Here is a 22,076-nt window from a genome sequence, read left to right on the forward strand (position 1 = left end):
GCGCGCCCCGCGATCCCTCAGCGACAGGAGGCCAGCTGCATCCGATAGAGTTCCGAGCGCGCATTCACCTTGCCGGCGACGCCCATCAGCCAGCCCTTGCCCTGATGCGAGCCGCGGGCGAACCCGTTGCGCCCCTCGTGATAGGCCAGATATTGTGACGCAGCGTCGTATTTCGAAATCCCCAGGATCCGCGACGAATCATTCATGTACCAGCCCATGAAATCGGTAGCGTCGCGGATATTGTCGCGCCGGGCGCGGCGGTTGCCGGTGGATTTGCGGTATTCGTCCCAGGTGCCGTCCAGCGCCTGACTATAGCCATAGGCCGAGCTTTGCCGCCCCACCGGAATGATCCCCAGCGCATAGCGATGCGGGGTGCGCGCGTCGCCGATGAACTTGGATTCCTGATGAATTGTGGCCATTTGCACATAAACGGGCACGCCCCAGCGCCGTTCCGTCGCCTTCATGGCACGCATATAGGCCGGCCGCTCGGCGGCGATGGCGCAGGCGTTTTCCAGATTGCGCGGCGCCTTATAGCTGCCGCCGCCCCCGCACGAGGCGACCAGCCCGATAATGGCGAGCTTGAGAAACCTGTTCATACTGCCCTCATGTTTTTTGGGCGAGAATAAGCGGAAATCGCGGTCCCGCGCAAATAGGATCGGCGTGATCGGCCTAGCTGGGCAGAACCGAAACGGTTTTCACGATGGCATGGCAGGCGGTTCCGGGCTGTAAATCCAATGCCTTGACCGAACGCGGCGTGACCTGCGCAAGCATCCGCTCATCCCCCAGAGCCAGCTGCACCAGCCCCCCCTCGATGCGCAGCACCCGGACCGGCAGCACGTTCAGCGCCGAAAGCCCCTCGGGCGCCTGTCGCGACAGGATCACCTCATGGGCCAGAATGCGCAGGCGCAATTCCTGTCCCGCCACGCCCGAACCGGGCGGCAAAAGGAACTCGCCGCCCCCGGTCGCCGCGCGGATCAGCCCGTCGGATTCGGCCCCCAGAATGCGGGCACGGATCAGGGCACCGGCCTCGCGCGCGCCAAGATGCGGCGCCAGATCGGGATCGGCCAGCACGCCGCTAAGGGGGCCGGCATGGGTGACGCGGCCCGCCTGCATCAGGACCAGCGTATTGGCCAGTCGCAGCACCTCGGGGACAGAATGGCTGACATAAAGGATCGGCAGGCGGATCTCGTCGCGCAGACGTTCCAGCCAGGGCATGATTTCGGCCTTGCGGGCCTCGTCCAGCGCGGCCAGCGGTTCGTCCATCACCAAAAGCGCCGGGTCCGACAACAGCGCCCGGCCGATGGCTGTGCGCTGACGCTCGCCCCCCGACAGGGTGGCGGGGCGGCGGTCCAAAAGCGGCCCCAGCGCCAGCATATCCACGATGCGGTCGAAATCGCGCGCCGCCCCCGGCCGCCACCGTGACGGGTAACGCAGGTTCGCGCCGACCGTCATATGCGGGAAAAGCCGCGCGTCCTGAAAGACATAGCCGATGCGCCGCGCCTGAGACGGCAGGTTGGTCGCGGCATCGAAGAGCACCCTTTCGTCCAGCGCGACCCGCCCCTGTTGCGGCCGCATCAGACCGGCGATGACATTGATCGTCGTGGTCTTGCCGCAACCCGAGGGTCCGAACAGCGCCGTCACCCCACCCGGCGCCTGAAACGCAACATCCAGCGCCCGGTCGGGAAAATCGTGGCGAAAGGCAACCTCAAGCATCAGCGCCGCCCCTGCATCCGCCGGGCCAGCCATTCGGATGCCAGCACCGCCCCGATGGCGATGACGGCCGAGACCAGCACCAGCCGCATCGCCTGTGCCTCGCCCTCGGGGACCTGCAACAGCGCATAGATGGCCGATGGCAGGGTCTGGGTCTGGCCGGGGATGTTCGAAACGAATGTGATCGTGGCGCCGAATTCGCCCATGGCCTTGGCAAAGCCCAGCGTCGCCCCGGCCAAGATCGCCGGCAGGATCAGGGGCAGCGTCACGGTCAGAAAAATCCAGATGCGCGGCGCGCCCAGCGTCGCGGCCGCCTGTTCCAGCCTTGGATCCACGGCCTCAAACCCAAGCCGGATCGCGCGCACCATCAACGGAAATGCCATGACCCCGGCCGCCAGTGCGGCCCCGGTCCAGCGAAAGGCAAAGGTGATGCCCAGAGGCTGCAACAGCCCGCCAATGGGCCCCTGCGTGCCAAATGTCAGCAAAAGCAGATAGCCCGTGACGACCGGCGGCAGCACCAGCGGAAGATGCACGATCCCGCTCAACAGCCCATGCCCCAGAAAACGCCGCCGCGCCAGAAGCCAGGCCACAGCGACGGCCAGCGGCAGGCTGGCCAGCATGGCCACGCCCGCCACCCGCAGGGACAGGCCGACCGCCTGCCATTCCTGTGGGCCAAGCCAGTCGCCGAAGGTCATTGTTTGACGGTAAAGCCCTGCATTTCAAAGATGGACTTTGCCGGTTCCTGCGACAGGCTGTCAAGGAAGACGGCCGCCTGCGGGGTGTCGGCAGTCTTGGTCACGGCGGCCGGATAGGTGATCGGCTTGTGACTGTCCTCGGGGAAGGTCGCGACCACGCTGACGCCCGGCTCGGCCACGGCATCGCTGCCATAAACGATGCCCAGCGGGGCCTCGCCGGTCGCGACCAGCTTTAGCGCGGCGCGGACATTGTCGGCCTGGGCGACCTGGGGCTCGACCTTGTCCCAGAGCTTCAGCGAGGTCAGCGCCTCTTTGCCATATTGGCCGGCGGGAACCGAATCGACCAGCGCCATGGCCAGCTTGGCGTCGCCCAAAAGCTTGGGCAGATCGGCGATCGGGGCCTCGGCCGGCTTGCCGGTCCCGACCAGCACCAGCGTATTGCCCAACAGGTCGCGGCGCGTGGCGGGGTCGATGCTGCCGCTGTCCTGCACCGCATCCATCCAGCCGGTCGAGGCCGAAATGAACAGATCCGCCGGCGCGCCCTGCTGGATCTGTTTGGCCAGCTGAGAACTGCCGGCATAGGAAATCACCACCTGATCACCATGCTTGCCCTGCCAGTCGGCAGCGATTTCATCCAGTGCGGTCTTCAGGCTTGCGGCGGCAAAGATCGTGATTTCATCAGCTTGGGCTGTGGGGGCCAAAGCAATCAGAGCGGCGGCGACAAGGGGCAGGCGCATCGTGCAGATCCTTCGTTATATCCGCGTGGACATAACCAGCCGCCGGCTTACAAGGCAAGCGTTATTTACGGCTGGGCATAACGCTGGGCCGCCCGCAGGCGCTGCAACCGCTGCGCGCCCTCTTCGCGCAAAAGCGATTCAAGCGCGCGGTAATCGGCCAGAACCTGCCGGCCCGCCTCGGTCAATGCCGCCCCGCCGCCCCGGGCGCCGCCCCGGCTGCTATCGACCAATGCCGTGGCAAAATGTCCGTTCATTTCCTCGACCAGCGACCAGGCGCGGCGATAGCTCATTCCCATGCGCCGGCCGGCGGCGGAAATGGATCCTTCCTCGTCGACGGCCTGCAACAGGTCGGCCTTGCCCCGGCCAAAGGTCATGCCGCTGTCGAAATGCAGCCGCAGGCTGAGCCTGGGGTCCTCTGTCATTGGCGGGTTCCTTTGCAGTGCCGTAGGGTCGTTTTCATGCGGGGCTTTCTCGCGCGCGATTCGATGTCTATCTGATAGCACCATATCTCATCGAAACTTCCGGGGGAGGAACCCATGTCGGAACCTGAAATCGTCATCCTGTCGGGTGCGCGCACAGCGATCGGAACCTTTGGCGGCAGCCTGGCGGCGGTGCCGCCGATCGAGCTGGCGACCGTGGTCACGCGCGCCGCGATCGAGCGTGCGGGGATCGGCCCGGAAAAGATCGGGAACGTGGTCTTTGGTCACGTCCTGAACACCGAGCCGCGCGACATGTATCTGTCGCGTGTGGCGATGCTGGATGCCGGTGTGCCCAATGCGACGCCCGCGATGAACGTGAACCGGCTTTGCGGTTCGGGCGCGCAGGCCATCGTGTCGGCCGTGCAGTCGCTGGCGCTGGGCGATGCCGATTTCGCGGTCGCGGGCGGTGCGGAATCGATGAGCCGCGCGCCCTATGCCGTGCCTGCGGCGCGCTTTGGCGCCAAGATGGGCGATGTGCAGATGCTCGACATGATGGTCGGCGCGCTGACCTGTCCGATGGGGACCGGGCATATGGGCGTCACCGCCGAGAACGTGGCGCGCGAACATGACGTCTCGCGTCAGGCCCAGGACGAGTTCGCGCTGGAAAGCCAGCGTCGGGCCGCCAATGCCATTGCCCAGGGCTATTTCAAGGAACAGATCGTCCCGGTCGAGATCAAGACTCGCAAGGGCGTCGTGGCCTTCGATACGGATGAACATCCCAAGGCCACCGATCTGGACAAGCTGGCCGGTTTGCGCCCGGCCTTCCAGAAGGACGGATCGGTGACGGCGGGCAATGCCTCGGGCATCAATGACGGTGCCGCGGCCATCGTGCTGGCCCGCGCCGACGCGGCGCAGGCTGCGGGCGCAAAGCCCCTGCTCCGGGTGCTGGGCTATGCGGTTGCCGGTGTCCGCCCCGAGGTGATGGGGATCGGCCCGGTTCCCGCGGTTGAGGCGCTGTTGAAGCGCACCGGCCTTAAGATCGGGGATTTCGATGTGATCGAATCGAACGAGGCTTTTGCCGCACAGGCTTTGGCGGTGAACAAGGGACTGGGCCTTGATCCGGCCAAGGTCAATCCGAATGGTGGCGCCATCGCGCTGGGCCATCCGGTCGGCGCGACCGGCGCGATCGTGACGGTCAAGGCCATGTATGAGCTGATGCGGACCGGTGGCCGCAAGGGCCTGATCACCATGTGCATCGGCGGCGGTCAGGGGATCGCGCTGGCCATCGAGCGCATCTGATCGTCGCAGGCCGCTTTCTTCTAAGGGTTGGGACCTCGCTCCCGGAATAGGGGCGGGGTTTCGCTTTGCCGAGGTTGTGTCTGGATATTTGAATGAAGAAGAAGCAGGGCGCCCGGTTTCTTCTTCACTCAAATATCCATGCCGGCGTGGCAAGTGGCGCGGGCATTGGCCGTGACGCGTTGCGGTGCAATCAAAGCTTGTGAACCGCCAGAAATGAAACGAGCCGTTCCACGAAGGAACGGCTCGCGAGATCTAAGGAGATGGTCCGGTTAGGGTTTGGTGCCAACCGTCCCAGCCAGGGTTTACGACCCTTGGGGTTGCCCTCAGGCCACGGCCCCCCTGACTGTCCCGACACCTCTCTCCACTATCACTCTCGACACTGGACCACCTCCTTTCAATGTGTTGCCGTATGCGATCAGCGTGACATAGAAGGATGAACAGTCAATTAATTTGCGTCCGGCGCCGGATCAAATTTCCGACGAATATACGGAAAGGAACCAGCGCCAGGATGGCCATGGCCAGTTTGACCAGCCAGTCGGCAGCCGCCAACGAAACCCAGAGCGGCGCGACGGGACCGCTACCCAGCAGTGGAAGCCGTTCATTTGCCCAGAAAACATCGTCACTGGGAAAGATCGGGGTCAGTTCGGCGGCAAAGGCGATGCTGAAGAAGACAGCCGTATCCAGCACCGATCCGACGATGCTGGCCACAAGGGGTGGTAGCCACCAGTTGTATTTTCGCAACTGGTTGAAGACCGCGATATCCATCAGCTGTGCCGAAAGGAAGGCCGCGCCCGAGGCGATGGCGATGCGCAGCGTGGTCTTGTCAAGCCCGGCCGCGACCAGCGAACAGAGCACCCCGGTCACGAATCCGGCCAGCACCACCTTGCGAGCCGCCGTGCTGCCATAGACCCGGTTCATGATGTCGGTCACCAGAAACGCCACCGGATAGCTGAGCGCGCCCCAGGTCAGCCATTTGCCCAGCTGGTACTGAACCAGAATGTTTGAGGCCACGACAATGATGGCCATGGCGATGACGCCGGGAACGATGCGGGACATGTCCTGATCCGTTTTGACAAGGTGGCGGAGACTCGGCCCAAAGCGGGCAAGGCGGAATAGGTCCGGCCCCTGTGCCGTGTCAATGCGGTTTCGCGGTCATTCCGCCATCGCATGGGCGATTCTGGCGGCGAATTTGCCGTTCATCCCCTCGACGGCAGTATTGGTCAGCGCCACCACACAGCGGTGGCGAAGGGGATCCAGAATCCAGCTATGCCCATAGATGCCGCCCCAGCTGAGGCATCCCGGCGGCAGCCCGATTCCCGCCGCCACGGGATCGGTCAGCACGGCCCCCGCCCAGGCGTGACCCCAGCCCGGACCGCGCATCGGATGACGTTGCGCGATGCGGTTGCGATGGGCCTCGGCGCGGATGGCATCGCTGAGAAACGGGCCGGCGGCCAGCGTCTCAAGAAGCGTCAGCGCGGCTTGCGCGGTTCCCGCCATCCCGCCTCCGCCCGAGGGAAAGGCCGTGGGGTCGCAGATCCGCTCTGGCAGATAGGAATAGATCTGGCCCGGATGTCTGGGGTTGGGCACATGGGTCAACCCTTGCATCCGGCGCGGTTGGGGGGTGTCGTCGGCGTAATTCGCGGCCAGGTTTGCGGCGTCATCGACGTGAAAGCCGGCCTCGATGCCCAGCGGATCGGTCACGAGCCGGGCCATGGCATCGGATAGCGGCATGTCGCAGGCGGCCTCGATCACCGCGCCCAGCACATCGGTCGCGACCGAATAGCGCCAGCGCGTGCCTGGCATCCGGTCCAGCGGCACCGAGGCGATGCGGCGCAGATTCTCGGCCAGCGTGATGCCGGTATCGCCGATTCCGTCCGAGACGTCCGCCCGCGCATAGGGCCCGTCCGGCGGTTGGTTGAACGGATAGTCCAGCCCCGCCATATGCGACATCAGCTGATCGACGGTGATGACCGGCCGCCGCCCGTCGGGCATCGCCGGGGTGAAATCGGGCAGCCAGCGCGTGACCGGATCCCCCGCCGTCAGCCGACCCATATCCATCAGCCGCAGCGCCGCCACCGTCGTGAAGAGTTTCGAGATCGAGGCATAGCGCATCCAGGTCCCGGACCGCATCGGTACGCCCGCCTCACGGTCGGCAAGGCCCGCGCTGCGGATATGGACGGGGCGGCCATTTTCCGACAGCATGACGGTGCAGCCGACGATGCGCTGTTCTGAAAGCGCCTTGTCCACGGCGCGGTCCAGTGCCGCGATGCTGGTGGAAATGCTCATTCGCTCAGTCGGAATTCGACCAGCTCGGTGCGCTGGAACATGCCGAAATTATCGTCTGAAATCAATGTTATGCGAATGCCCTGATCATCCTGCCAGACGGATATGCCTTCAAGGTTGTCATATTGCAGCGGATAGGATTCGAGCAATGTCACCGGGTTGGTCAGCCCGGTTTCCGAAAGATCGAACCGTCGCACACGGCTGCGAAAGCCCAGAAGCCCGCGAAAATCGCGCTCCAACAGGTAAAAGCGGCCATCCGACCCGATATCGGCCCCGACCGCCAGCCAATCGCCGCTGCGCGGGATGGAAAATGGTTGGTCCCAGACACCATCGCGCCAGCGCCAGACCGGGAATGGCCGCGTCAGCTTGCCCGAGCGTTCGGGCAAGGTCAGAACGGTGCCGTCTGCGGTGATGGCCAGCGCCTCAAAGGACGAATTGCGCTGTATGTCGTCGAAAGCCGCAGGTCGCGGCAGCGGGTGGGCGGGACCATCGGGCCGGTCATAGCGGGCGATGCGGGTCGTGCCCTCGAAGCTGATCCAGATCCGGCCATCGGCGCCGATGGCCAAGCCTTCGCTGTCGCCGCGCCAATCGGGTTTCAGCGGCTTGCCCTTGCGGTCGTGCAGACGCGCGCTCTGCACCGGATCAAGCGCGGTGATGCGGCCCCCCGCATCGCGGTGGACCCCGCCCCAGCGGATCGTCGCGCGGTCGGAAATGACGGTGAAGCGACTGCCATCATCGCTGAGTTCGATGCCGGAAAAGCCGCCGAAATCGGTGTCATCCCGTTGCCAGACATAGGTCGACAGGTGATCCAGACGCTGGGCGCCCAGGGGCGCAGGCTCGGCCGCGCAGGCGGCCAGCACCGAGCTTAGCGTGACGACAAGGGCAAGGCCGGGCAATCGGCAGGTCCACCGCATCGGCCGGCCCCGCGCCCCGGCCCGCCCTAGCGGGCGGTGGCGACGGCCTGACATTGCCGGGGCATCTCGCTGAGCCGGAAGCTGCGGGGGTGGCGATAGTCGGGGTCCGGGGGCACCGGCTTGACGCGGCTGGGGTCGATGCGGTTCTTGATCCATTCGGCGGCTTCGTCGCAGCCATCCCCGGCGGGGGGCGGGTCCTGTTGCTGACAGGCCGAACCGGCGGGGCAGCCAAGCCTGACGTGGAAATGATAGTCGTGATTGTTCAGCGGCCGCACCTTGCGCAGCCAGGCGCGGTTGCCGCCCTCCATCTCGCACATCGCGACCTTGACCACCGGATCGACAAAGATCCGCTCGACCCGCGGATCGCGGGCGGCGGCGCGGATGATCGCCATATGGCCCGGATTCCAGGCCGAGGTTAGCGCCGTGCCCGCCCGGTTCACCACCGAAACCGATGACAGCTTTTCGCGCTGCGCCGCGCTGAGATGCAGGTTTGCCGGCGGCAGCATCCAGATATCGGCGTCCAGCCCCATCTGGTGGCTGGCATGGCCCGAAACCATCGGGCCGCCGCGTGGCTGGCTGATATCGCCGATATAAAGGCCCTGCCAGCCGGCCTGACGCGCGGCCTGTGACAGACCGATCAGAAAGCCGACCATTTCGGGATGGCCCCAGTTGCGCTTGCGCGACAGGCGCATGGCCTGCCAGGTCGGCCCGGTCTCGGGCAGCTGGACCGCGCCGGAGACACAGCCCTTGGAATAAAAGCCGATGGCGACGGGCTGGCCGCCGGTCGGCCCGGGCGTGGCGCCAAACACATCCTTGGCCAGCGGATCGGCCTGTGCCGGCAAAGCCGTGCCCAGCCCGGCCAAAGCCAGAATGGCGGCTGTCAGGAAATTGCGGATCACTGCTGGGCCTCTCCTGTTGGTTTGACCCAACCTAGCAGAACCAGCGCCAGAAGGAATATCACGATCAGCGGCGATACACCCAGCCCGGGATTGCCGGTCAGATCGGTCACGACCGCGATCAGCAAGGGCGCGAGAAAGGCCGTGGCCTTGCCGGAAAGCGCATAAAGGCCAAAGGCTTCGGTCGCGCGTTGGGGGGTGGTGTGGCGCACCATCATGGTCCGGGCCGCGGCCTGCAACGCGCCCCCCGCCCCCCCAATCAACGCCCCGCACAGAAAGAACAGGACGTCCGGCAGGCGGGATTCCGCAGATAGCGGCAGGCCAAAGACCTGTTGCCGGCCAAGCCCCGCGATCAGGACACAGACGGCGGTCAGGACCAGCGTAGAGATGATGATGACCGGCTTGGGCCCCCAGCGCCGATCCGCCCGGCCGCCGATCCAGCTGACGATCGCGGCCGAGATGGCGCTGACAATGCCAAAGGCGCCCGCCCAGATCACCGGCCAGCCCAGCACGGTGCCCGCAAAGATCCCGCCAAAGGCGTAAAGCGCGTTCAACGCATCGCGCAGGAACATCGACGACAAAAGCCATGCGCCCAGCGACCGCCTGTGACGCAGGCTGATCAGCAGGCGCCACAGATCGGCCATCGCCGCGCCCAGCCGCAGCGGCGCGCGCGGCCCGGGCGTTTCGCGCACCCAAAGCGCAAAGGGGATCATGAACAGCAGATACCACAGCGCGGTAAAGGGGCCGGCGGCGCGCGTCCCCTCGCGCAGCAGCGGGTCAAGGCCCAGAATTGGCGGAATGCCCAAAAGCGTGCGCCCGGTTTCCGCACCCTCGGCCAGAAACAACAGCATGATCGCCAGCGAAACCAGACCGCCCAGATAGCCAAAGGCAAAGCCCGACCCGGATATGCGGCCGATTTCATCGCGCGGCGCCAGATCGGGCAAGAGCGCATTCACGAAGATATTGGCAAATTCCAGCCCGATCAGCCCGATCCCGAACGACAGCACCGCCAGATGCAGGTCGGGCTGATCGGGCATCAGGAACCACAGCCCCCATGAGCCGGCGACATAAAAAACCGAAAAGAACCAGATCCAGATCAGCCGCCGCCCGCTGCTGTCGGCGATGCTGCCCAGGATCGGCGCGAAAAGCGCGATAATCACCCCGCAGATCGCCAGCCCGTAACCCCAAAGCGCCTGGGCGGCCGCGCCCGCCGCCTCGGGGGTCATGCCTTGGGCGGTGTAATGCCCCCGCGCGACGCCCGCGTAATAGACCGGAAAGACAAAGGTGGTGAGCAGGGTCGCAAAAGGCTGGCTGGCCCAGTCGAAAAACCACCAGCCCCAGATGCGCTTGCGCTCCATGTCGTTTCCCGCCCCCGGCCCTGTCCGCTTTGCGCGCATAAGGCCGCAAGAGGATCAGCCTGGCAAGTCACCCTTATGCTCGGCGGGGGGGATGGCGGGCAGTGTCGGCGGCCAGGGGCGCATCGCATCGGCCGCGATCCAGGCCTGAACCCAATCGGGCAGCTCAGGGCTTTGCGTGTCGCGCCCGGCGGCCGCGACCAGATCGGCCGGCGCCACGATCCCCTGTGCCGAGGTGAACGCGCCGCGCAAAAGCATGTGATTGCAGCATTCGCCCCGCCGCCACATGCTTTGTTCCATATAGAGAAACCGCGCATCCCAGCCCAGCACGCGCGACACCATCGTAAAGCGGTCGAACGCCTTGATCCGGCGCCGATAGCGGACGGAATTGCCGGCGACGGTGATCCCCCATCCCTTGGCCCGCATCGTGCCGACAATACCGGTGCGCACCGCCATCGGCAGGCGGCCCAGATCATACAATGTCAGCGTGCGGCCATTGTTCAGTTCGATCCACGGATCCAGATCCCAGGGCCAGCAACGATGCGTCGACACATGCGGCGCCAGCAGGTCGAGACGCGGCGCATTGCGGAATTTCACCATTTCCTTGGCGAAGCGAAGCAAGGGATACATGAACAACCTTTTCAGCCCGTAGCACCGGATTCGGGCTAGCGGGAGGGCCGGCGCGCGTCAATCACGACGCTGCGACCGTGTCGCTGTGGCTTGCGCAGCGGGGCGGGCTGGCTTACCTGTCGCCAGACAGCCGAAGGGGACGGAATGGGTACGCTCTACGACGCATTGATGCTGATACTCAACGTGGTCTGGTTCGTGATGATCGTGCATATCATCATGTCCTGGCTTATCAATTTTCAGGTGCTCAACCTGCGCCAGCCGCTGATCTGGCAGCTGTGGAACGGTCTCAACCGTCTGCTTGAGCCGATCTATACGCCGGTGCGCAACATTCTGCCCAATACCGGCGGGCTGGATCTGGCGCCGCTGATCGTCTTTATCGCGATCATCATCCTGCAACGCGCGCTGATCAACAATTACGGCTGGTTCCACGGGTTCTAGGATGTCGGCCGCCCCCCTTCTGCGGCAGGTCTTTGGCTTCGACGCTTTTCGGCCGGGTCAGGAAGAGATCGTCGAGGCGGTCGCGGCGGGCCGCGATGTGCTTGCGATCATGCCGACCGGGGGCGGAAAATCGCTGTGCTATCAGCTGCCGGCGCTGATGCGCGACGGGCTGACGGTGGTGATCTCGCCCCTGATCGCGCTGATGCGGGATCAGGTCCGCGCCCTGACCGAGGCGGGCGTGGCCGCCGCCGCACTGACCAGCGGCAATTCCGAGGATGAGAACGCCGAGGTGATCCGCGCCCTGAACGCGCGCGAGCTGCGGCTTTTATACATGGCACCCGAGCGGCTGGCTTCGGGGGCGACGGTGCCGATGCTGCGCCGTGCCGGCGTGCGCGGCATTGCCGTCGACGAGGCGCATTGCGTCAGCCAATGGGGCCATGATTTCCGTCCCGATTACCTGCGCGTCGGGGAACTGCGCCGGGCGCTGGATGTGCCGCTTGCGGCATTCACCGCCACCGCCGATGCCGAAACGCGCGAGGAAATCGTCGCCCGGCTTTTTGCCGGGGCACAGCCGCAAAGCTTTCTGCGCGGGTTCGACCGCCCGAATATCCATCTGGCCTTTCAGGCCAAGGACGGGCCGCGCCGCCAGATTCTGGATTTCGCCGCCGCCCGGCGCGGGCAATCGGGCATCGTCTATTGCGGCACCCGCGCCAAGACCGAGGCGCTGGCCCAGGCATTGAACGATTCCGGGCTGGCCGCGACCGCCTATCATGGCGGGATGGAGGCCGACAGCCGCCGGCAGGTCGAAACCCGGTTTCAACGCGAAGACGGGCTGATCGTGGTGGCGACCGTGGCCTTTGGCATGGGCATCGACAAGCCCGATATCCGTTGGGTCGCGCATGCCGATCTGCCGAAATCCATCGAGGCTTATTATCAGGAAATCGGTCGCGGCGGTCGCGACGGCGGGCCGGCGGAGACGCTGACCCTCTTCGGTCCCGACGATATCCGCTTGCGCCGCAGCCAGATCGACGAGGGTCTGGCGCCGCCCGAACGCAAGGCCGCCGATCACGCCCGGCTGAACGCGCTACTGGGTCTGGCCGAGGCGCCCGGATGCCGGCGCGAGGTTCTGTTGCGCTATTTCGGCGAAGAGGCCGGCCCCTGCGGCAATTGCGATACCTGCGATGCGCCGCCGGAAACCTTCGATGCGACCGAGGCGGTGCAAAAGGCGCTGTCGGCGGTGCTGCGCACCGGCCAGACCTTTGGTGCCGGCCATATCATCGACGTGCTGACCGGCACCATGACCGACCGCATCCGCCAGCGCGGCCATGATCAATTGCCGACCTTTGGCGTCGGGCGCGACCTGTCCAAGCCGCAATGGCAGGTGGTGATCCGTCAGATGCTGGGCCGCGATCTGATCCGCCCCGATCCCGAACGCCATGGCGGGCTGGCGATCACGCTGAGCGCCCATCCGGTGCTGCGCGGTGAAATTCGCATCACCCTGCGCCATGATCCGGCGGCGCGCGCGCGCCCCGCCACCGTCATCCGCGCCCAGGTCGACGATGAGGACGCGCCGCTTCTTTCGGCGCTAAAGGCCAAACGCCGGGCCTTGGCCGAGGCGGCGCGCGTGCCCGCCTATGTCATCTTTCCCGACCGCACCCTGATCGAAATGGCGCAATCCCGGCCCCAGACTCTGGACGAGATGGCGGGTGTGAACGGCGTCGGGGCGAAAAAGCTCGAAAGCTATGGCGAGGCATTTCTGAGTGTCATCGCGGGTGAGGTCGCGCCCATGCACCCGGCGCGCCGGGCCTTGGCCGGGCGTCCTGCGGCGGCGCTGTTCGACCGTTTGGCACAGGCACAGGGGCGCCTTACGCGCGGTGAGGATGGCACGGGCAAGCCGCTTTCGGTCGGAAACCCGACCCTGCGCCGCATTGCCGAGGATCGCCCCCGCGAGCTTTCGCGCTATCTGGACGCGGCGCGGCTGGAACGGTTCGGCGCCGCCTTTCTGGCTGAAATCGAGGCCGATTGATCACGCTTCCCCAGCGGCGCGCGGCATGTCACCGGGATTGTCCCCGCCCTTATCTGGCGGGGGGACGCGAAAGATCGCGCAATAAAGCGCGGGCACAAAGATCAGCGTGATCAATGTGCCGGCAATGATGCCGCCCATCATCGCATAGGCCATCGGTCCCCAGAACACCTGCCGCGAAATCGGGATCAGTGCCAGACTGGCCGCCGCCGCAGTCAAGAGGATCGGTCGCGCGCGGCTGTCCGATGCCTCGAACACCGCGTTCCATTTGCTATGGCCTTTGGCGATCAGGACCTGAATTTCGTGAACCAGAATGATCGAGTTGCGGATCAGAATGCCGCCCAGGGCCAGAATGCCCAGAATGGCCACGAACCCCATCGGCACGCCAAAGGGCAAAAGCGCCGCGACCACCCCGATCAACCCCAGCGGTGCCGTCGCCAGCACGATAAAGGACAGCCGGAAGCTTTGCATCTGGACCATCACCAGAACGGCAATGATCAACAGCATGACCGGAACCACGGCGGCGATCGGCTGCTGGCTTTCGGTCGAATTCTCGACCGTGCCGCCAACGCTGATATGGACCTGTTGTGGCAATCCGGCCTGAAACGCGGCGATCTTTCCGGCCAGCGCATTGACCAGCGTCGCGGGTTGGTCGATGCCCGCGATATCGGCCTTGACGGTGACGGTCGGCATGCTGTCGCGTTGCATCACCAGCGGCTGTTCGGTGCCGAATTCCAGCTTGGCCAGCGCCGCCAGCGGGATCGGCGTCCCCGTCGTCGTGGCCAGTTGCAGGTTCTGGATCGAATCCAGCGAGGTACGGTCCAGCTCCGCCCCGCGCGCGATCACGTCGATCAGAAAGATATCGTCGCGGATCTGGGTGATGGTCCGGCCAGTAAAAGTCGCCGCCAGCGAATCGGCGACATCGGCATTCGATATGCCCAGCTGCCGGGCCTGATCCTGATCGACATGCAGGCGCACCATCCGCGCGGGTTCGTTCCAGTCCAGCGTGATGTCGCGCAGACGCGGCTCGGTCGACAGCAGCGCCGCCAGATCGCGGGCGGTGTCGCGCGCCTGATCCAGATCCGGCGAGGTGACGCGATACTGGATCGGCTTGCCGACCGGCGGCCCGATTTCAAGGTTCTTGACGTAAAGATCGGTGCCGACCAGTTCCTGCTGACCGAATTCGACGATCCGCGCCTTGAGCCGGTCGCGCGCCACCAGATCAGGGGTCTGGATCACCATCTGGCCCATATAGGGACCGGGGGTCAGCACCTCCATCGACAGGACGAAACGTGGCGCGCCATGACCGATATAGCTGGTCCAGAACAGGGCATCCGGCTGTTCGGCCAGCATGACCTCAAGCTTGGCGATGCTGGCATTCGTCTTGGCGATCGAGGCATTGGCCCGTTCGTTGATGTCGATGACGATCTCGGTCCGGTCCGAGGTCGGAAAGAACTGCTGTTCGACGAAACGCATGCCCAGCACCGAAGCCGTAAAAATGGCCACGGTGATGCCGATGGTCAGCCATCTGTGGCGCATGCTCCATTGCAGCACGCGATGAAAGCGGCGGCGCAGCCAGCCCGGATTGCCGCTGTGATGCTTGACCCGCGCGGGCAAAAGGGTGACGCCCAGCAACGGCGAGAACAGCACCGCGACGATCCAGCTTGCGATCAGCGAGACGGCGATGACCACAAAAAGCGAAAAGGTGAATTCGCCCGCCGCCGAACTGTTCAGCCCGATGGGGATAAAGCCCGCGACCGTGATCAGCGTTCCCGTAAGCATCGGAAAGGCGATCGAGGTCCAGGCATAGCTGGCCGCCCGTTCCAGGCTTTCGCCGAGTTCAAGGCGCGAAATCATGGTCTCGATGGCGATCATCGCGTCGTCGACCAAGAGCCCCAGCGCGATGATCAACGCCCCAAGCGAAATCCGTTGCAGCGTGATGCCATAGATATCCATGACGATAAAGGTGATCGCCAGAACCAGCGGAATCGTAAGCGTCACCACAAATCCGGCGCGCAGGCCAAGGCTGATGAAACTGACCAACAGCACGATTGCCACCGCCTCGACCAGTGCCTTGACGAAATGGCCGACGGCCTCGTCCACGACATGGGGTTGGTCGGCAACCTTGGACATGCCGATCCCGACGGGCAGGTCGCGGGCGACCCGGTCCATCAGCGCATCCACCTGTTGGCCGAATTCCAGAATATTGCCGCCATTGCGCATGCCGATCTGCAATCCGATCGCATCCGCGCCGTTATAGCGGAACAGGGCCGTGGGCGGATCCTCATACCCGCGGCGAACGGTGGCGACGTCGCCGATATTGAAGAAGCGATCCCCCAGCCGAAGGTTCACGGCCGCGATGGCCGCCGCATCGCCGAACTGGCCGCCCACGCGCACAAGCACCTGTTCAGGGCCCGCCTGAACGATGCCCGAGGGCGCGATGGCGTTCTGAACCGCGAGGGTCTGTATCACCTGATACTGGTTCACACCCAGCGCGGCCAGTCGCACGGACGAGAATTCCAGATAGATTTCTTCGGTCTGCACCCCCAGAAGCGAGGTCTTGCCCGCCATCGGCAGGGCCTGCACCTGCTTGCGGATATCCTCGACCCGGTCGCGCAATTCGCGCTTGGTAAAGCCGTCGGCGGTAAAGGCGTATATATTGCCGAACACGTCGCCGAAATCGTCATTAAACTGAAAGCCCTGGAATTCATGCGGGAATTCAGGGCGGATATCCGCCATCATGCTGCGGACGCGTTTCCACACCTCGGGCACGTCGGCGCCGCGAGTAGTGGGGTCCAGTTCCAGATAGACCACCGATTGCCCCGGCATGGTGACCGAGCGCGTGTATTTCAGCTCATCCAGCTCTTCCAGCTTGGTTTCGATCCGGGTGGTGACCTGCTTGAGCGTGTCCTCGGTGGTTGCACCGGGCAACGAGGCGCTGATCACCATGATCTTGATGGTGAAATCCGGGTCCTCTTCGCGCCCCAGACGGGCATAGCTGAACGTTCCGGCGATCATCGAGATGATCAGCAGAAACCAGACCAGCGAACGGTGGCGCAGGGCCCAATCGGACAGGTTGAAGGGCTTGCGATTCATGGGACGACACTCTGGCCGACGCGCTGGCCCTCTTTCAGCGAATGGATGCCGCGAATGATGACCTCGTCCCCCGAGGCAAGGCCGGATGTGACCACCACCCAACCGTTCAGGGCCGGTCCCGCGGCGGTGATGTCGCGCAAGGCGACCGTGCCCTCGGCGCCGTCGCGGGTGACGATCCAGATCTTTTGCTTGTCGCCGGGTCTGACGATTGCGCTTTGCGGCACGGAAATCCACCTTTCAACGCGGCTTCTTGCCGGGCGGGCCCGGATCAGGGCGCCCAGCCGGAAGCTGTTGTCGTTCACCATCGCCAGATGGATGCGTCGCGTCCGCGTGGCGGCATCGGCCACCGGCTCGATCTGCGAGATGGTGGCGGCTTGCAGGTCGGTTTCGTCATATTCCGACCAGACCTCATAGCGGTCGCCGATCCTGACCCGGGGCAGGGCGGCTTCGGGCAGGTCGATCACCGCCTCAAGCCCTTCTTCCGCAGAAAGCTTGATCACCGGCTCGCCGGCGCTCACCACCGCGCCGGCATTGACATAGACAGCGCTGATGACGCCGTCGAAAGGGGCTTTCATATCGGCGAAGCCCTCGGCGTCGCGGGCGCGGATCAGTTCGGAAAGTGCCTGTTGCACAGCGGCATGGGCCGTGGCCAGGGCGCGTTCAGCCTGTTCAAGCTGTGCGGTCGAGGCGACGTTGCGCCGCGCCAGCGCGCGCGTGCGCTCGGCCGTGGCTTGGGCGGTTCGCAGCTCGACCTGCGTGGCCTCGACCGCCGCCTGGGCGGTCCGCACGTCGCCTTGCAGGTCGTCCGGATTCAGTGTGGCCAGCACATCGCCCTGTCTGACGACTGCGCCGATATCGACATTGCGCGCCGTGACCCGACCCAGCGTCTGAAAGCCCAATGCGACCTCGATCCGTGCGGCGATGACGCCGGGCGTGGACTGCACTACGGGCGGTTGATCGGTGACGATGATGCTGGCCACGGGGCGCGGCGGCAATGTTTCCGTGCCCACCGGCGCCTGCCAGGGCCATTTCAGAACGACCGCGATCCCAGTCAGGGCGGCGATCACGATGCTGGCGATGACAAGCATCCTGATCATCAGGGGCTGCCTTTCGGGATCGTTGCCGCATCCTGGACCTGACGGCCGGGGTAAAGCAATTGCGAGCCAGCGCCGACGACGATCTGTCCCGGCGAGACGCCGCTGTTGAGGATCACGGTGCCGTTGCTGAACCGTTCGATCCCAATGGGGGTCATGGCGACGCGGCCATTTGCGTCCACCAACCAGACCGCCGGGCTGTCGCCGGTCGAAGTCAGCGCCGTCCAGGGCACGGCGACCCCGGTACCGGCCGGATAATGGATCGCCCCATGGACCGCCGCACCCAAAAGATTGCTGTTGGTCGGCGCATCTTTGATCGTGGCGCGAACCGTGACCGAACCGGTGCCGGGGTCCACAATTGGTGAAATCTCGCTGACATAGGCGGTCATTTGTAAGTCAGGCACGTCAATGCCCGCCAGTGTGACCGGGGCACCAATCGCGTGGCGCAAAAGCGGTGTGTCAGGGGTGCGAAAGACGGCCTCGCGCCCCGATTGCGAAGCAAGTCCAAGAACGGTCTGCGCCGCGCCGACAATCTGTCCGACCTCGGCATTGCGCGTGGTCACGATCGCATTATGCGGTGCGCGCAAGACTGTATCCGCCAAGGCGCGCTGAGCTTGGCCCAAAGTGGACTTGGCCTGTGTCAAGGCACCGGCCGCGGCCGAAAGCGATTGATTGGCGCTATCCAATGCGGCACGGGTGCCGACGCCGCGGCTCAGCATGGCTTCGGCACGGATTTGTGCCTGCCGGGCCTGTTCCCAGGTTGCGGTTGCCGCAGCCTCCGCTGCTTGTGCGACGCGCAGCGCTTGCACCTGCTGTAGTGGATCGGTCCGCGCAAGTGCTTGGCCCTTCTTGACCTCGTCGCCAACCCGGACGTCAACGCTCATGATCCGGCCGCCAAGTCGAAAGCCAATCTCGACGCTGTCTTTGGCATTGATCGTGCCGGTCAGTGCGGCATCATAAGTCAGCGGCGTCGCTTCGACTTTCACGAATTCGACCGGAAGGATGGTCTGTGCCCCGGCGGGAAGTGCCAGTGCCACAAGGATCGAAGCTGTCGTCGTTAAGCCCTGCACGCTCACCCCGCCGCCTGTTTGCGATGTGATGCCCGATTTTTGCGCCGTGGGGAAGTCGGGTTTGGGGTGACGTAGGAGCCACCCGAGCATATGTCCGGTACCGGATCTAGGATGCCGTTTTCGGCTTCTGCATAGTATTGGTGACGCCTCAACCCACTGTAAAAATAACATTAAATTTTTACTGGTAACTTCGAACCAGGGCGGCGGCAACCATGCCCCAACCATCGACCACCAGGAAAAAGGCAAGCTTGAATGGCAAGGCAACGACGGTTGGCGGCACCATCATCATCCCCATGGACATCAGCACCGCCGATACGACGAGATCGATGATCAGGAATGGCAGTGCGACAAGAAACCCGATTTCAAACGCCCGCTGGATTTCACTCAGCATGAATGCCGGGATCAGAACCGAAAGCCGGTCTGCTGGCGCATCTGGCTCGGGCGAAACCTCGGCAAGTGATGCAAGCATTTCTGGATCCGTACGCGCCTCCATGAAGCCCCGGAACGGGATCATGCCGCGTTCAAATGCCTGTTCGACGGTGATTGTACCATCTCGTAGCGGTGCGCCGGCCGTATTCCAGGCCTCGGTGAGAACCGGGTTCATGACGAACCAGGTCAGGAACATCGCCAGACTGACAATCAGCATGTTCGGCGGTGATTGCTGCAATCCGATGGATTGCCGCAGAATCGACAGAACCGTGACGATGAACGGAAAGCAGGTCACCATGATGGCGATCCCGGGCGCGAGCGAAAGCGCTGTCATCACCGCCAAAAGCGTGATCGCGTTGCGGCCTATCCCGCCCGTGAGGGCATCCAATCCCGTACCAGTGGCCGCCCCAGGAATATCCTGAGCGAACGCGATGCCAGGCAGAAGCAACATCGCAAGGAAAAAGAAGAGCTGTTTCACGATGCGTTGGCCGCGCCAATGATGCGCACGCACAACCGGTTATCGGTCTCGTCGCTGGATGCAAGCTCACCCTTGGCGATGACCTTGTCGCCGACACAGATGTCGACACCATCGGTCATGTCCTGGTCCAGGGTCAGGATATCGTTGGGGCGCAGTCGGGCAAGTTCGGCGACCGAAAGCTGTGTGCCGCCCAGACGAATGGTGACTTCTACTTGGATCTGATCGGTTGCGATCAGGTTGGCGATATCTTCCATGATCAGTCCTCGGTCAAAATGTCGTCGATGATGGCTTGTAGTTCCGCGACCACCCGCTGAGGATCAAAGCTAATCGTCGCTTTGTCGGCGATCAGTTCAACCTGGGGCGCTTCGTCACCAGTTTCTTCGATTCGAACGTCTGCGTAGCCTGTTTTGGCTAGACAGAGTTCAATATCCGGTCGCAGATCTGGTGTGCACCTGATCTGCAATTTGCGCGGCTGTGCGGTTTCTTCCGTCCGCCTCAGCTCCGACATCAAGGCCTCGCATAGCCGATCCTTGTGCGAATGTGCCGCAAGTATGTCGATCATGGCAGAAAGAACCGGCGCAATACCGGCGATCGCTTCCTGCCGGGCGGTTACCATATCTTCATTACTTGTCGAAACATGCCGCTGCAAATCAGTCAGCGCCGCTGTCAGGGCATCCAAGCTGTTTTCGCGCCCTTCATTCAACCCCTGCTCGTACCCTCGGTGGAAGGCAGCATCCAGATCGTTGGAAATTGCCCGTGAGGAATCGGAGGTCGTCAGCTGTGTCGAGAAGGAATCAAGACGGATCGCCGCCGATTTCATACCGCATCCTCACGTTTTTCGATCCAGCCAGACAGAACTTTGATGCTTTCATCTTTGCGCGATTTCATCAGTTCTTTCAGGCGATCCACAGGGTCAGCGTTCAGGCCGCTTGAAGGGGTGAAATCGATCTCTGGTATCGCGGTCGACACGACGGGAAGCGTCTCTGTTGTCCCTGATGGTGCGCGCGCCAATGCTGGCTGACCGACCTCGGGCGCACGAATGGCGGGAAGAGGTGCGGATTGATCCAGCATGGCATTTGTCTGTGTCAGTTTTGACTTGAGTATCGGACGCAAAAGAAACGCGGCGAGCGCCAGGGCAAAAAGCCCGACCAGAACGATTCGGATAAGCCCGTTCAAGTCGAGCTTGGACAATAGTCCACCTTGGCTTGCCAGTGTGCCGTTGTCGGAGAGCGATGCGAAGGGCAGCGACTTGACCGTGATTGCATCGCCACGCGATTCGTCAAAACCGACAGCAGATGCGACAAGCTCACGGATCGACTGCAATTCAGCTTCCTCGCGTGGGACCAGCTTAACCGTGCCGTCAGTGCCGGTTTGTTCTACACCGTTGACAAGCACCGCGACGGTCAGCCGCCGGGTCGCACCAGGTTGGCGGGTGACTTCACGGGTGACTTTACTTACCTCATAGTTCTGGCGTTGCCGGGTTTCTGAACGGGACGCAGTGGATTTTTCTCCGTCATTTCCATTACCCTCGGGCAGGTTCGATGCAGCGGTGACAGCGCCTTTTTGTGAATTACTGCTTTGATCGGTGGATTCTTCGCTTTCCTGGGCGATCAGTGCGCGCTGCTGTGGATCGAAGCGCTGCTCGGTCAGCAGTTCGGATTCCGTCACGACATCAAGGTTCAGTTCGACGATTGCATTTCCGGTGCCAACATGGGCTTCCAGTATGCGTTCGACGTTGCTCTTCATGTCAGCTTCGCGATCTTCCCCCGAAAATTCTTCGCCGGACGAAACCATGCCGCGCTCGCTGTCGATGACGGTGACGCGATCGGCGGTCATCCCCGCTACCCCGGATGAGACAAGAAATTTTAGCGCCTTGGCCTGGGCTTTTGTGATCGGGGTTCCGTCGGTCGTAATTGTGACGGAGGCGGTTGCATTGGCCTCGCGCCGATACCCGCGTCCGGTTGGAACCGCCAGATGAACCCGAGCGGAGCGGACATTGGGCAACGCAAGGATCGTCCTGGCCAGTTCACCTTCTTTGGCGCGCCAATATGCGGCGTCGAACATCTGAGATGTGGTTCCAAATCCCGACATCCCGTCGAGAATTTCGTAACCAGTCCCGCCGGCTGACGGAAGACCCTCACCAGCAAGCGACATCCGCAGCTCATCACGACGACTTGCCTCAACCCAGATTGAATCGCCACGAATTTCATATGGGACACCGGATTTTTCGACCGCGGCCATGACGGCCCCGGACTGCTGTGCGCCAAGTCCCGAATAAAGCAATGCCATACCGGGTCGGCTGGCGAGCCAGGATAATCCGGCTACTGCCAGGAAGGTTGCCAGAAAGGCTCCGATCAGGATTGCCTTCTGCTTGGAATTTCTTTCGCGCCAGTAGTCTTGCAGTTTCAGCAAAACCGCCCCCTTCGAATCGGACTTATCTTGTCCAGATCTTCATGGCACAGCGGCAATTAAGAATTGGTTAGCCCCAAGGTGTTATCTGTTCGAAAGAT

At 63.6% G+C, this 22,076-nt stretch carries 21 protein-coding genes; 3 read left to right on the top strand and 18 right to left on the bottom strand.

Annotated features, from left to right (window positions below; translation table 11 throughout):
- Nucleotides 1–17 precede the first annotated feature (17 nt).
- The 5 genes from ACFOMH_RS06330 to ACFOMH_RS06350 all read right to left on the bottom strand — a co-directional run bounded on the left by ACFOMH_RS06330 (nucleotide 18) and on the right by ACFOMH_RS06350 (nucleotide 3,564).
- On the bottom strand, nucleotides 18–596 hold the full coding sequence (locus ACFOMH_RS06330) for a transglycosylase SLT domain-containing protein (RefSeq protein WP_374423422.1): 579 nt from the start codon (nucleotides 594–596) through the stop codon (nucleotides 18–20).
- Nucleotides 597–669: 73 nt separating this feature from the next.
- Nucleotides 670–1,713, bottom strand: a complete 1,044-nt coding sequence (gene modC, locus ACFOMH_RS06335; RefSeq protein WP_377743328.1) for a molybdenum ABC transporter ATP-binding protein — start codon at nucleotides 1,711–1,713, stop codon at nucleotides 670–672.
- Nucleotides 1,713–2,405 carry a molybdate ABC transporter permease subunit gene (gene modB, locus ACFOMH_RS06340; RefSeq protein WP_377743329.1) on the bottom strand — a complete coding sequence of 231 codons (693 nt, stop codon included), beginning with the start codon at nucleotides 2,403–2,405 and terminating at the stop codon, nucleotides 1,713–1,715. The genes modC and modB overlap by 1 nt, the downstream gene beginning before the upstream one ends.
- The gene (gene modA / locus ACFOMH_RS06345; RefSeq protein WP_377743330.1) at nucleotides 2,402–3,142 is read right to left on the bottom strand and encodes a molybdate ABC transporter substrate-binding protein; all 741 of its coding nucleotides are present in this window, start codon (nucleotides 3,140–3,142) and stop codon (nucleotides 2,402–2,404) included. The genes modB and modA overlap by 4 nt, the downstream gene beginning before the upstream one ends.
- Before the next feature lie 65 nt (nucleotides 3,143–3,207).
- On the bottom strand, nucleotides 3,208–3,564 hold the full coding sequence (locus ACFOMH_RS06350) for a winged helix-turn-helix domain-containing protein (protein ID WP_374423414.1): 357 nt from the start codon (nucleotides 3,562–3,564) through the stop codon (nucleotides 3,208–3,210).
- Between the two features lie 114 nt (nucleotides 3,565–3,678).
- Between ACFOMH_RS06350 and ACFOMH_RS06355 the strand changes: the two genes are divergently transcribed.
- A complete protein-coding gene (locus ACFOMH_RS06355) occupies nucleotides 3,679–4,860 on the top strand; it encodes an acetyl-CoA C-acyltransferase family protein (RefSeq protein ID WP_377743333.1) in 1,182 nt (393 codons plus the stop codon).
- Nucleotides 4,861–5,301: 441 nt separating this feature from the next.
- Here ACFOMH_RS06355 and ACFOMH_RS06360 read toward each other — a convergent pair whose 3' ends face one another.
- The 6 genes from ACFOMH_RS06360 to ACFOMH_RS06385 form a co-directional block, all read right to left on the bottom strand.
- Nucleotides 5,302–5,916 (bottom strand): VUT family protein, encoded by a 615-nt coding sequence (locus tag ACFOMH_RS06360; RefSeq protein ID WP_377743334.1) that lies wholly within the window; start codon nucleotides 5,914–5,916, stop codon nucleotides 5,302–5,304.
- Nucleotides 5,917–6,012: 96 nt separating this feature from the next.
- A complete protein-coding gene (locus ACFOMH_RS06365) occupies nucleotides 6,013–7,146 on the bottom strand; it encodes a serine hydrolase domain-containing protein (protein ID WP_377743335.1) in 1,134 nt (377 codons plus the stop codon).
- On the bottom strand, nucleotides 7,143–8,057 hold the full coding sequence (locus tag ACFOMH_RS06370) for an esterase-like activity of phytase family protein (RefSeq protein ID WP_377743336.1): 915 nt from the start codon (nucleotides 8,055–8,057) through the stop codon (nucleotides 7,143–7,145). Before ACFOMH_RS06370 ends, ACFOMH_RS06365 begins: the two co-directional genes overlap by 4 nt.
- A gap of 26 nt (nucleotides 8,058–8,083) precedes the next feature.
- Nucleotides 8,084–8,956, bottom strand: a complete 873-nt coding sequence (gene mepA / locus ACFOMH_RS06375) for a penicillin-insensitive murein endopeptidase (RefSeq protein ID WP_377743337.1) — start codon at nucleotides 8,954–8,956, stop codon at nucleotides 8,084–8,086.
- Nucleotides 8,953–10,311, bottom strand: coding sequence for an MFS transporter (locus tag ACFOMH_RS06380; RefSeq protein WP_374425108.1), 1,359 nt, complete (start codon nucleotides 10,309–10,311; stop codon nucleotides 8,953–8,955). The genes mepA and ACFOMH_RS06380 overlap by 4 nt, the downstream gene beginning before the upstream one ends.
- A gap of 54 nt (nucleotides 10,312–10,365) precedes the next feature.
- A complete protein-coding gene (locus ACFOMH_RS06385) occupies nucleotides 10,366–10,938 on the bottom strand; it encodes an acyl-CoA thioesterase (protein WP_377743339.1) in 573 nt (190 codons plus the stop codon).
- A gap of 144 nt (nucleotides 10,939–11,082) precedes the next feature.
- Between ACFOMH_RS06385 and ACFOMH_RS06390 the strand changes: the two genes are divergently transcribed.
- A complete protein-coding gene (locus ACFOMH_RS06390) occupies nucleotides 11,083–11,376 on the top strand; it encodes a YggT family protein (RefSeq protein WP_374425110.1) in 294 nt (97 codons plus the stop codon).
- Nucleotide 11,377: 1 nt separating this feature from the next.
- Nucleotides 11,378–13,402, top strand: a complete 2,025-nt coding sequence (recQ, locus tag ACFOMH_RS06395) for a DNA helicase RecQ (RefSeq protein WP_377743342.1) — start codon at nucleotides 11,378–11,380, stop codon at nucleotides 13,400–13,402.
- Here the strand turns inward: recQ and ACFOMH_RS06400 are convergent, their stop codons facing one another.
- The 7 genes from ACFOMH_RS06400 to fliF all read right to left on the bottom strand — a co-directional run bounded on the left by ACFOMH_RS06400 (nucleotide 13,403) and on the right by fliF (nucleotide 21,978).
- Nucleotides 13,403–16,495, bottom strand: coding sequence for an efflux RND transporter permease subunit (locus ACFOMH_RS06400; RefSeq protein WP_377743344.1), 3,093 nt, complete (start codon nucleotides 16,493–16,495; stop codon nucleotides 13,403–13,405).
- The gene (locus ACFOMH_RS06405) at nucleotides 16,492–17,592 is read right to left on the bottom strand and encodes an efflux RND transporter periplasmic adaptor subunit (RefSeq protein WP_377743346.1); all 1,101 of its coding nucleotides are present in this window, start codon (nucleotides 17,590–17,592) and stop codon (nucleotides 16,492–16,494) included. The genes ACFOMH_RS06400 and ACFOMH_RS06405 overlap by 4 nt, the downstream gene beginning before the upstream one ends.
- The gene (locus tag ACFOMH_RS06410; RefSeq protein WP_374425114.1) at nucleotides 17,592–18,749 is read right to left on the bottom strand and encodes an efflux RND transporter periplasmic adaptor subunit; all 1,158 of its coding nucleotides are present in this window, start codon (nucleotides 18,747–18,749) and stop codon (nucleotides 17,592–17,594) included. Before ACFOMH_RS06410 ends, ACFOMH_RS06405 begins: the two co-directional genes overlap by 1 nt.
- A gap of 88 nt (nucleotides 18,750–18,837) precedes the next feature.
- The gene (gene fliP / locus ACFOMH_RS06415) at nucleotides 18,838–19,539 is read right to left on the bottom strand and encodes a flagellar type III secretion system pore protein FliP (RefSeq protein WP_374425264.1); all 702 of its coding nucleotides are present in this window, start codon (nucleotides 19,537–19,539) and stop codon (nucleotides 18,838–18,840) included.
- A 23-nt stretch (nucleotides 19,540–19,562) separates the two neighbouring features.
- Nucleotides 19,563–19,820, bottom strand: coding sequence for a FliM/FliN family flagellar motor switch protein (locus ACFOMH_RS06420; protein ID WP_374425115.1), 258 nt, complete (start codon nucleotides 19,818–19,820; stop codon nucleotides 19,563–19,565).
- Between the two features lie 2 nt (nucleotides 19,821–19,822).
- Nucleotides 19,823–20,386: a hypothetical protein gene (locus ACFOMH_RS06425; protein WP_377743349.1), complete on the bottom strand. Its 564-nt coding sequence runs from the start codon at nucleotides 20,384–20,386 to the stop codon at nucleotides 19,823–19,825.
- Nucleotides 20,383–21,978: a flagellar basal-body MS-ring/collar protein FliF gene (fliF, locus tag ACFOMH_RS06430; RefSeq protein WP_377743351.1), complete on the bottom strand. Its 1,596-nt coding sequence runs from the start codon at nucleotides 21,976–21,978 to the stop codon at nucleotides 20,383–20,385. The genes ACFOMH_RS06425 and fliF overlap by 4 nt, the downstream gene beginning before the upstream one ends.
- Nucleotides 21,979–22,076 lie beyond the last annotated feature (98 nt).

Source organism: Paracoccus mangrovi (assembly GCF_042648425.1).
Lineage (GTDB): Bacteria > Pseudomonadota > Alphaproteobacteria > Rhodobacterales > Rhodobacteraceae > Paracoccus > Paracoccus mangrovi.

Coding starts and splice junctions, on each gene's coding strand:
- modC (WP_377743328.1), bottom strand. CDS start 1,713: ATGCTTGAGGTTGCCTTTCGCCACGATTTTCCCGACCGGGCGCTGGAT.
- ACFOMH_RS06370 (WP_377743336.1), bottom strand. CDS start 8,057: ATGCGGTGGACCTGCCGATTGCCCGGCCTTGCCCTTGTCGTCACGCTA.
- ACFOMH_RS06350 (WP_374423414.1), bottom strand. CDS start 3,564: ATGACAGAGGACCCCAGGCTCAGCCTGCGGCTGCATTTCGACAGCGGC.
- ACFOMH_RS06355 (WP_377743333.1), top strand. CDS start 3,679: ATGTCGGAACCTGAAATCGTCATCCTGTCGGGTGCGCGCACAGCGATC.
- ACFOMH_RS06390 (WP_374425110.1), top strand. CDS start 11,083: ATGGGTACGCTCTACGACGCATTGATGCTGATACTCAACGTGGTCTGG.
- modB (WP_377743329.1), bottom strand. CDS start 2,405: ATGACCTTCGGCGACTGGCTTGGCCCACAGGAATGGCAGGCGGTCGGC.
- ACFOMH_RS06380 (WP_374425108.1), bottom strand. CDS start 10,311: ATGGAGCGCAAGCGCATCTGGGGCTGGTGGTTTTTCGACTGGGCCAGC.
- ACFOMH_RS06330 (WP_374423422.1), bottom strand. CDS start 596: ATGAACAGGTTTCTCAAGCTCGCCATTATCGGGCTGGTCGCCTCGTGC.
- ACFOMH_RS06385 (WP_377743339.1), bottom strand. CDS start 10,938: ATGTATCCCTTGCTTCGCTTCGCCAAGGAAATGGTGAAATTCCGCAAT.
- ACFOMH_RS06365 (WP_377743335.1), bottom strand. CDS start 7,146: ATGAGCATTTCCACCAGCATCGCGGCACTGGACCGCGCCGTGGACAAG.
- fliP (WP_374425264.1), bottom strand. CDS start 19,539: ATGTTGCTTCTGCCTGGCATCGCGTTCGCTCAGGATATTCCTGGGGCG.
- ACFOMH_RS06420 (WP_374425115.1), bottom strand. CDS start 19,820: ATGGAAGATATCGCCAACCTGATCGCAACCGATCAGATCCAAGTAGAA.
- ACFOMH_RS06360 (WP_377743334.1), bottom strand. CDS start 5,916: ATGTCCCGCATCGTTCCCGGCGTCATCGCCATGGCCATCATTGTCGTG.
- ACFOMH_RS06405 (WP_377743346.1), bottom strand. CDS start 17,592: ATGATCAGGATGCTTGTCATCGCCAGCATCGTGATCGCCGCCCTGACT.
- ACFOMH_RS06410 (WP_374425114.1), bottom strand. CDS start 18,749: ATGCTCGGGTGGCTCCTACGTCACCCCAAACCCGACTTCCCCACGGCG.
- modA (WP_377743330.1), bottom strand. CDS start 3,142: ATGCGCCTGCCCCTTGTCGCCGCCGCTCTGATTGCTTTGGCCCCCACA.
- ACFOMH_RS06400 (WP_377743344.1), bottom strand. CDS start 16,495: ATGAATCGCAAGCCCTTCAACCTGTCCGATTGGGCCCTGCGCCACCGT.
- ACFOMH_RS06425 (WP_377743349.1), bottom strand. CDS start 20,386: ATGAAATCGGCGGCGATCCGTCTTGATTCCTTCTCGACACAGCTGACG.
- recQ (WP_377743342.1), top strand. CDS start 11,378: ATGTCGGCCGCCCCCCTTCTGCGGCAGGTCTTTGGCTTCGACGCTTTT.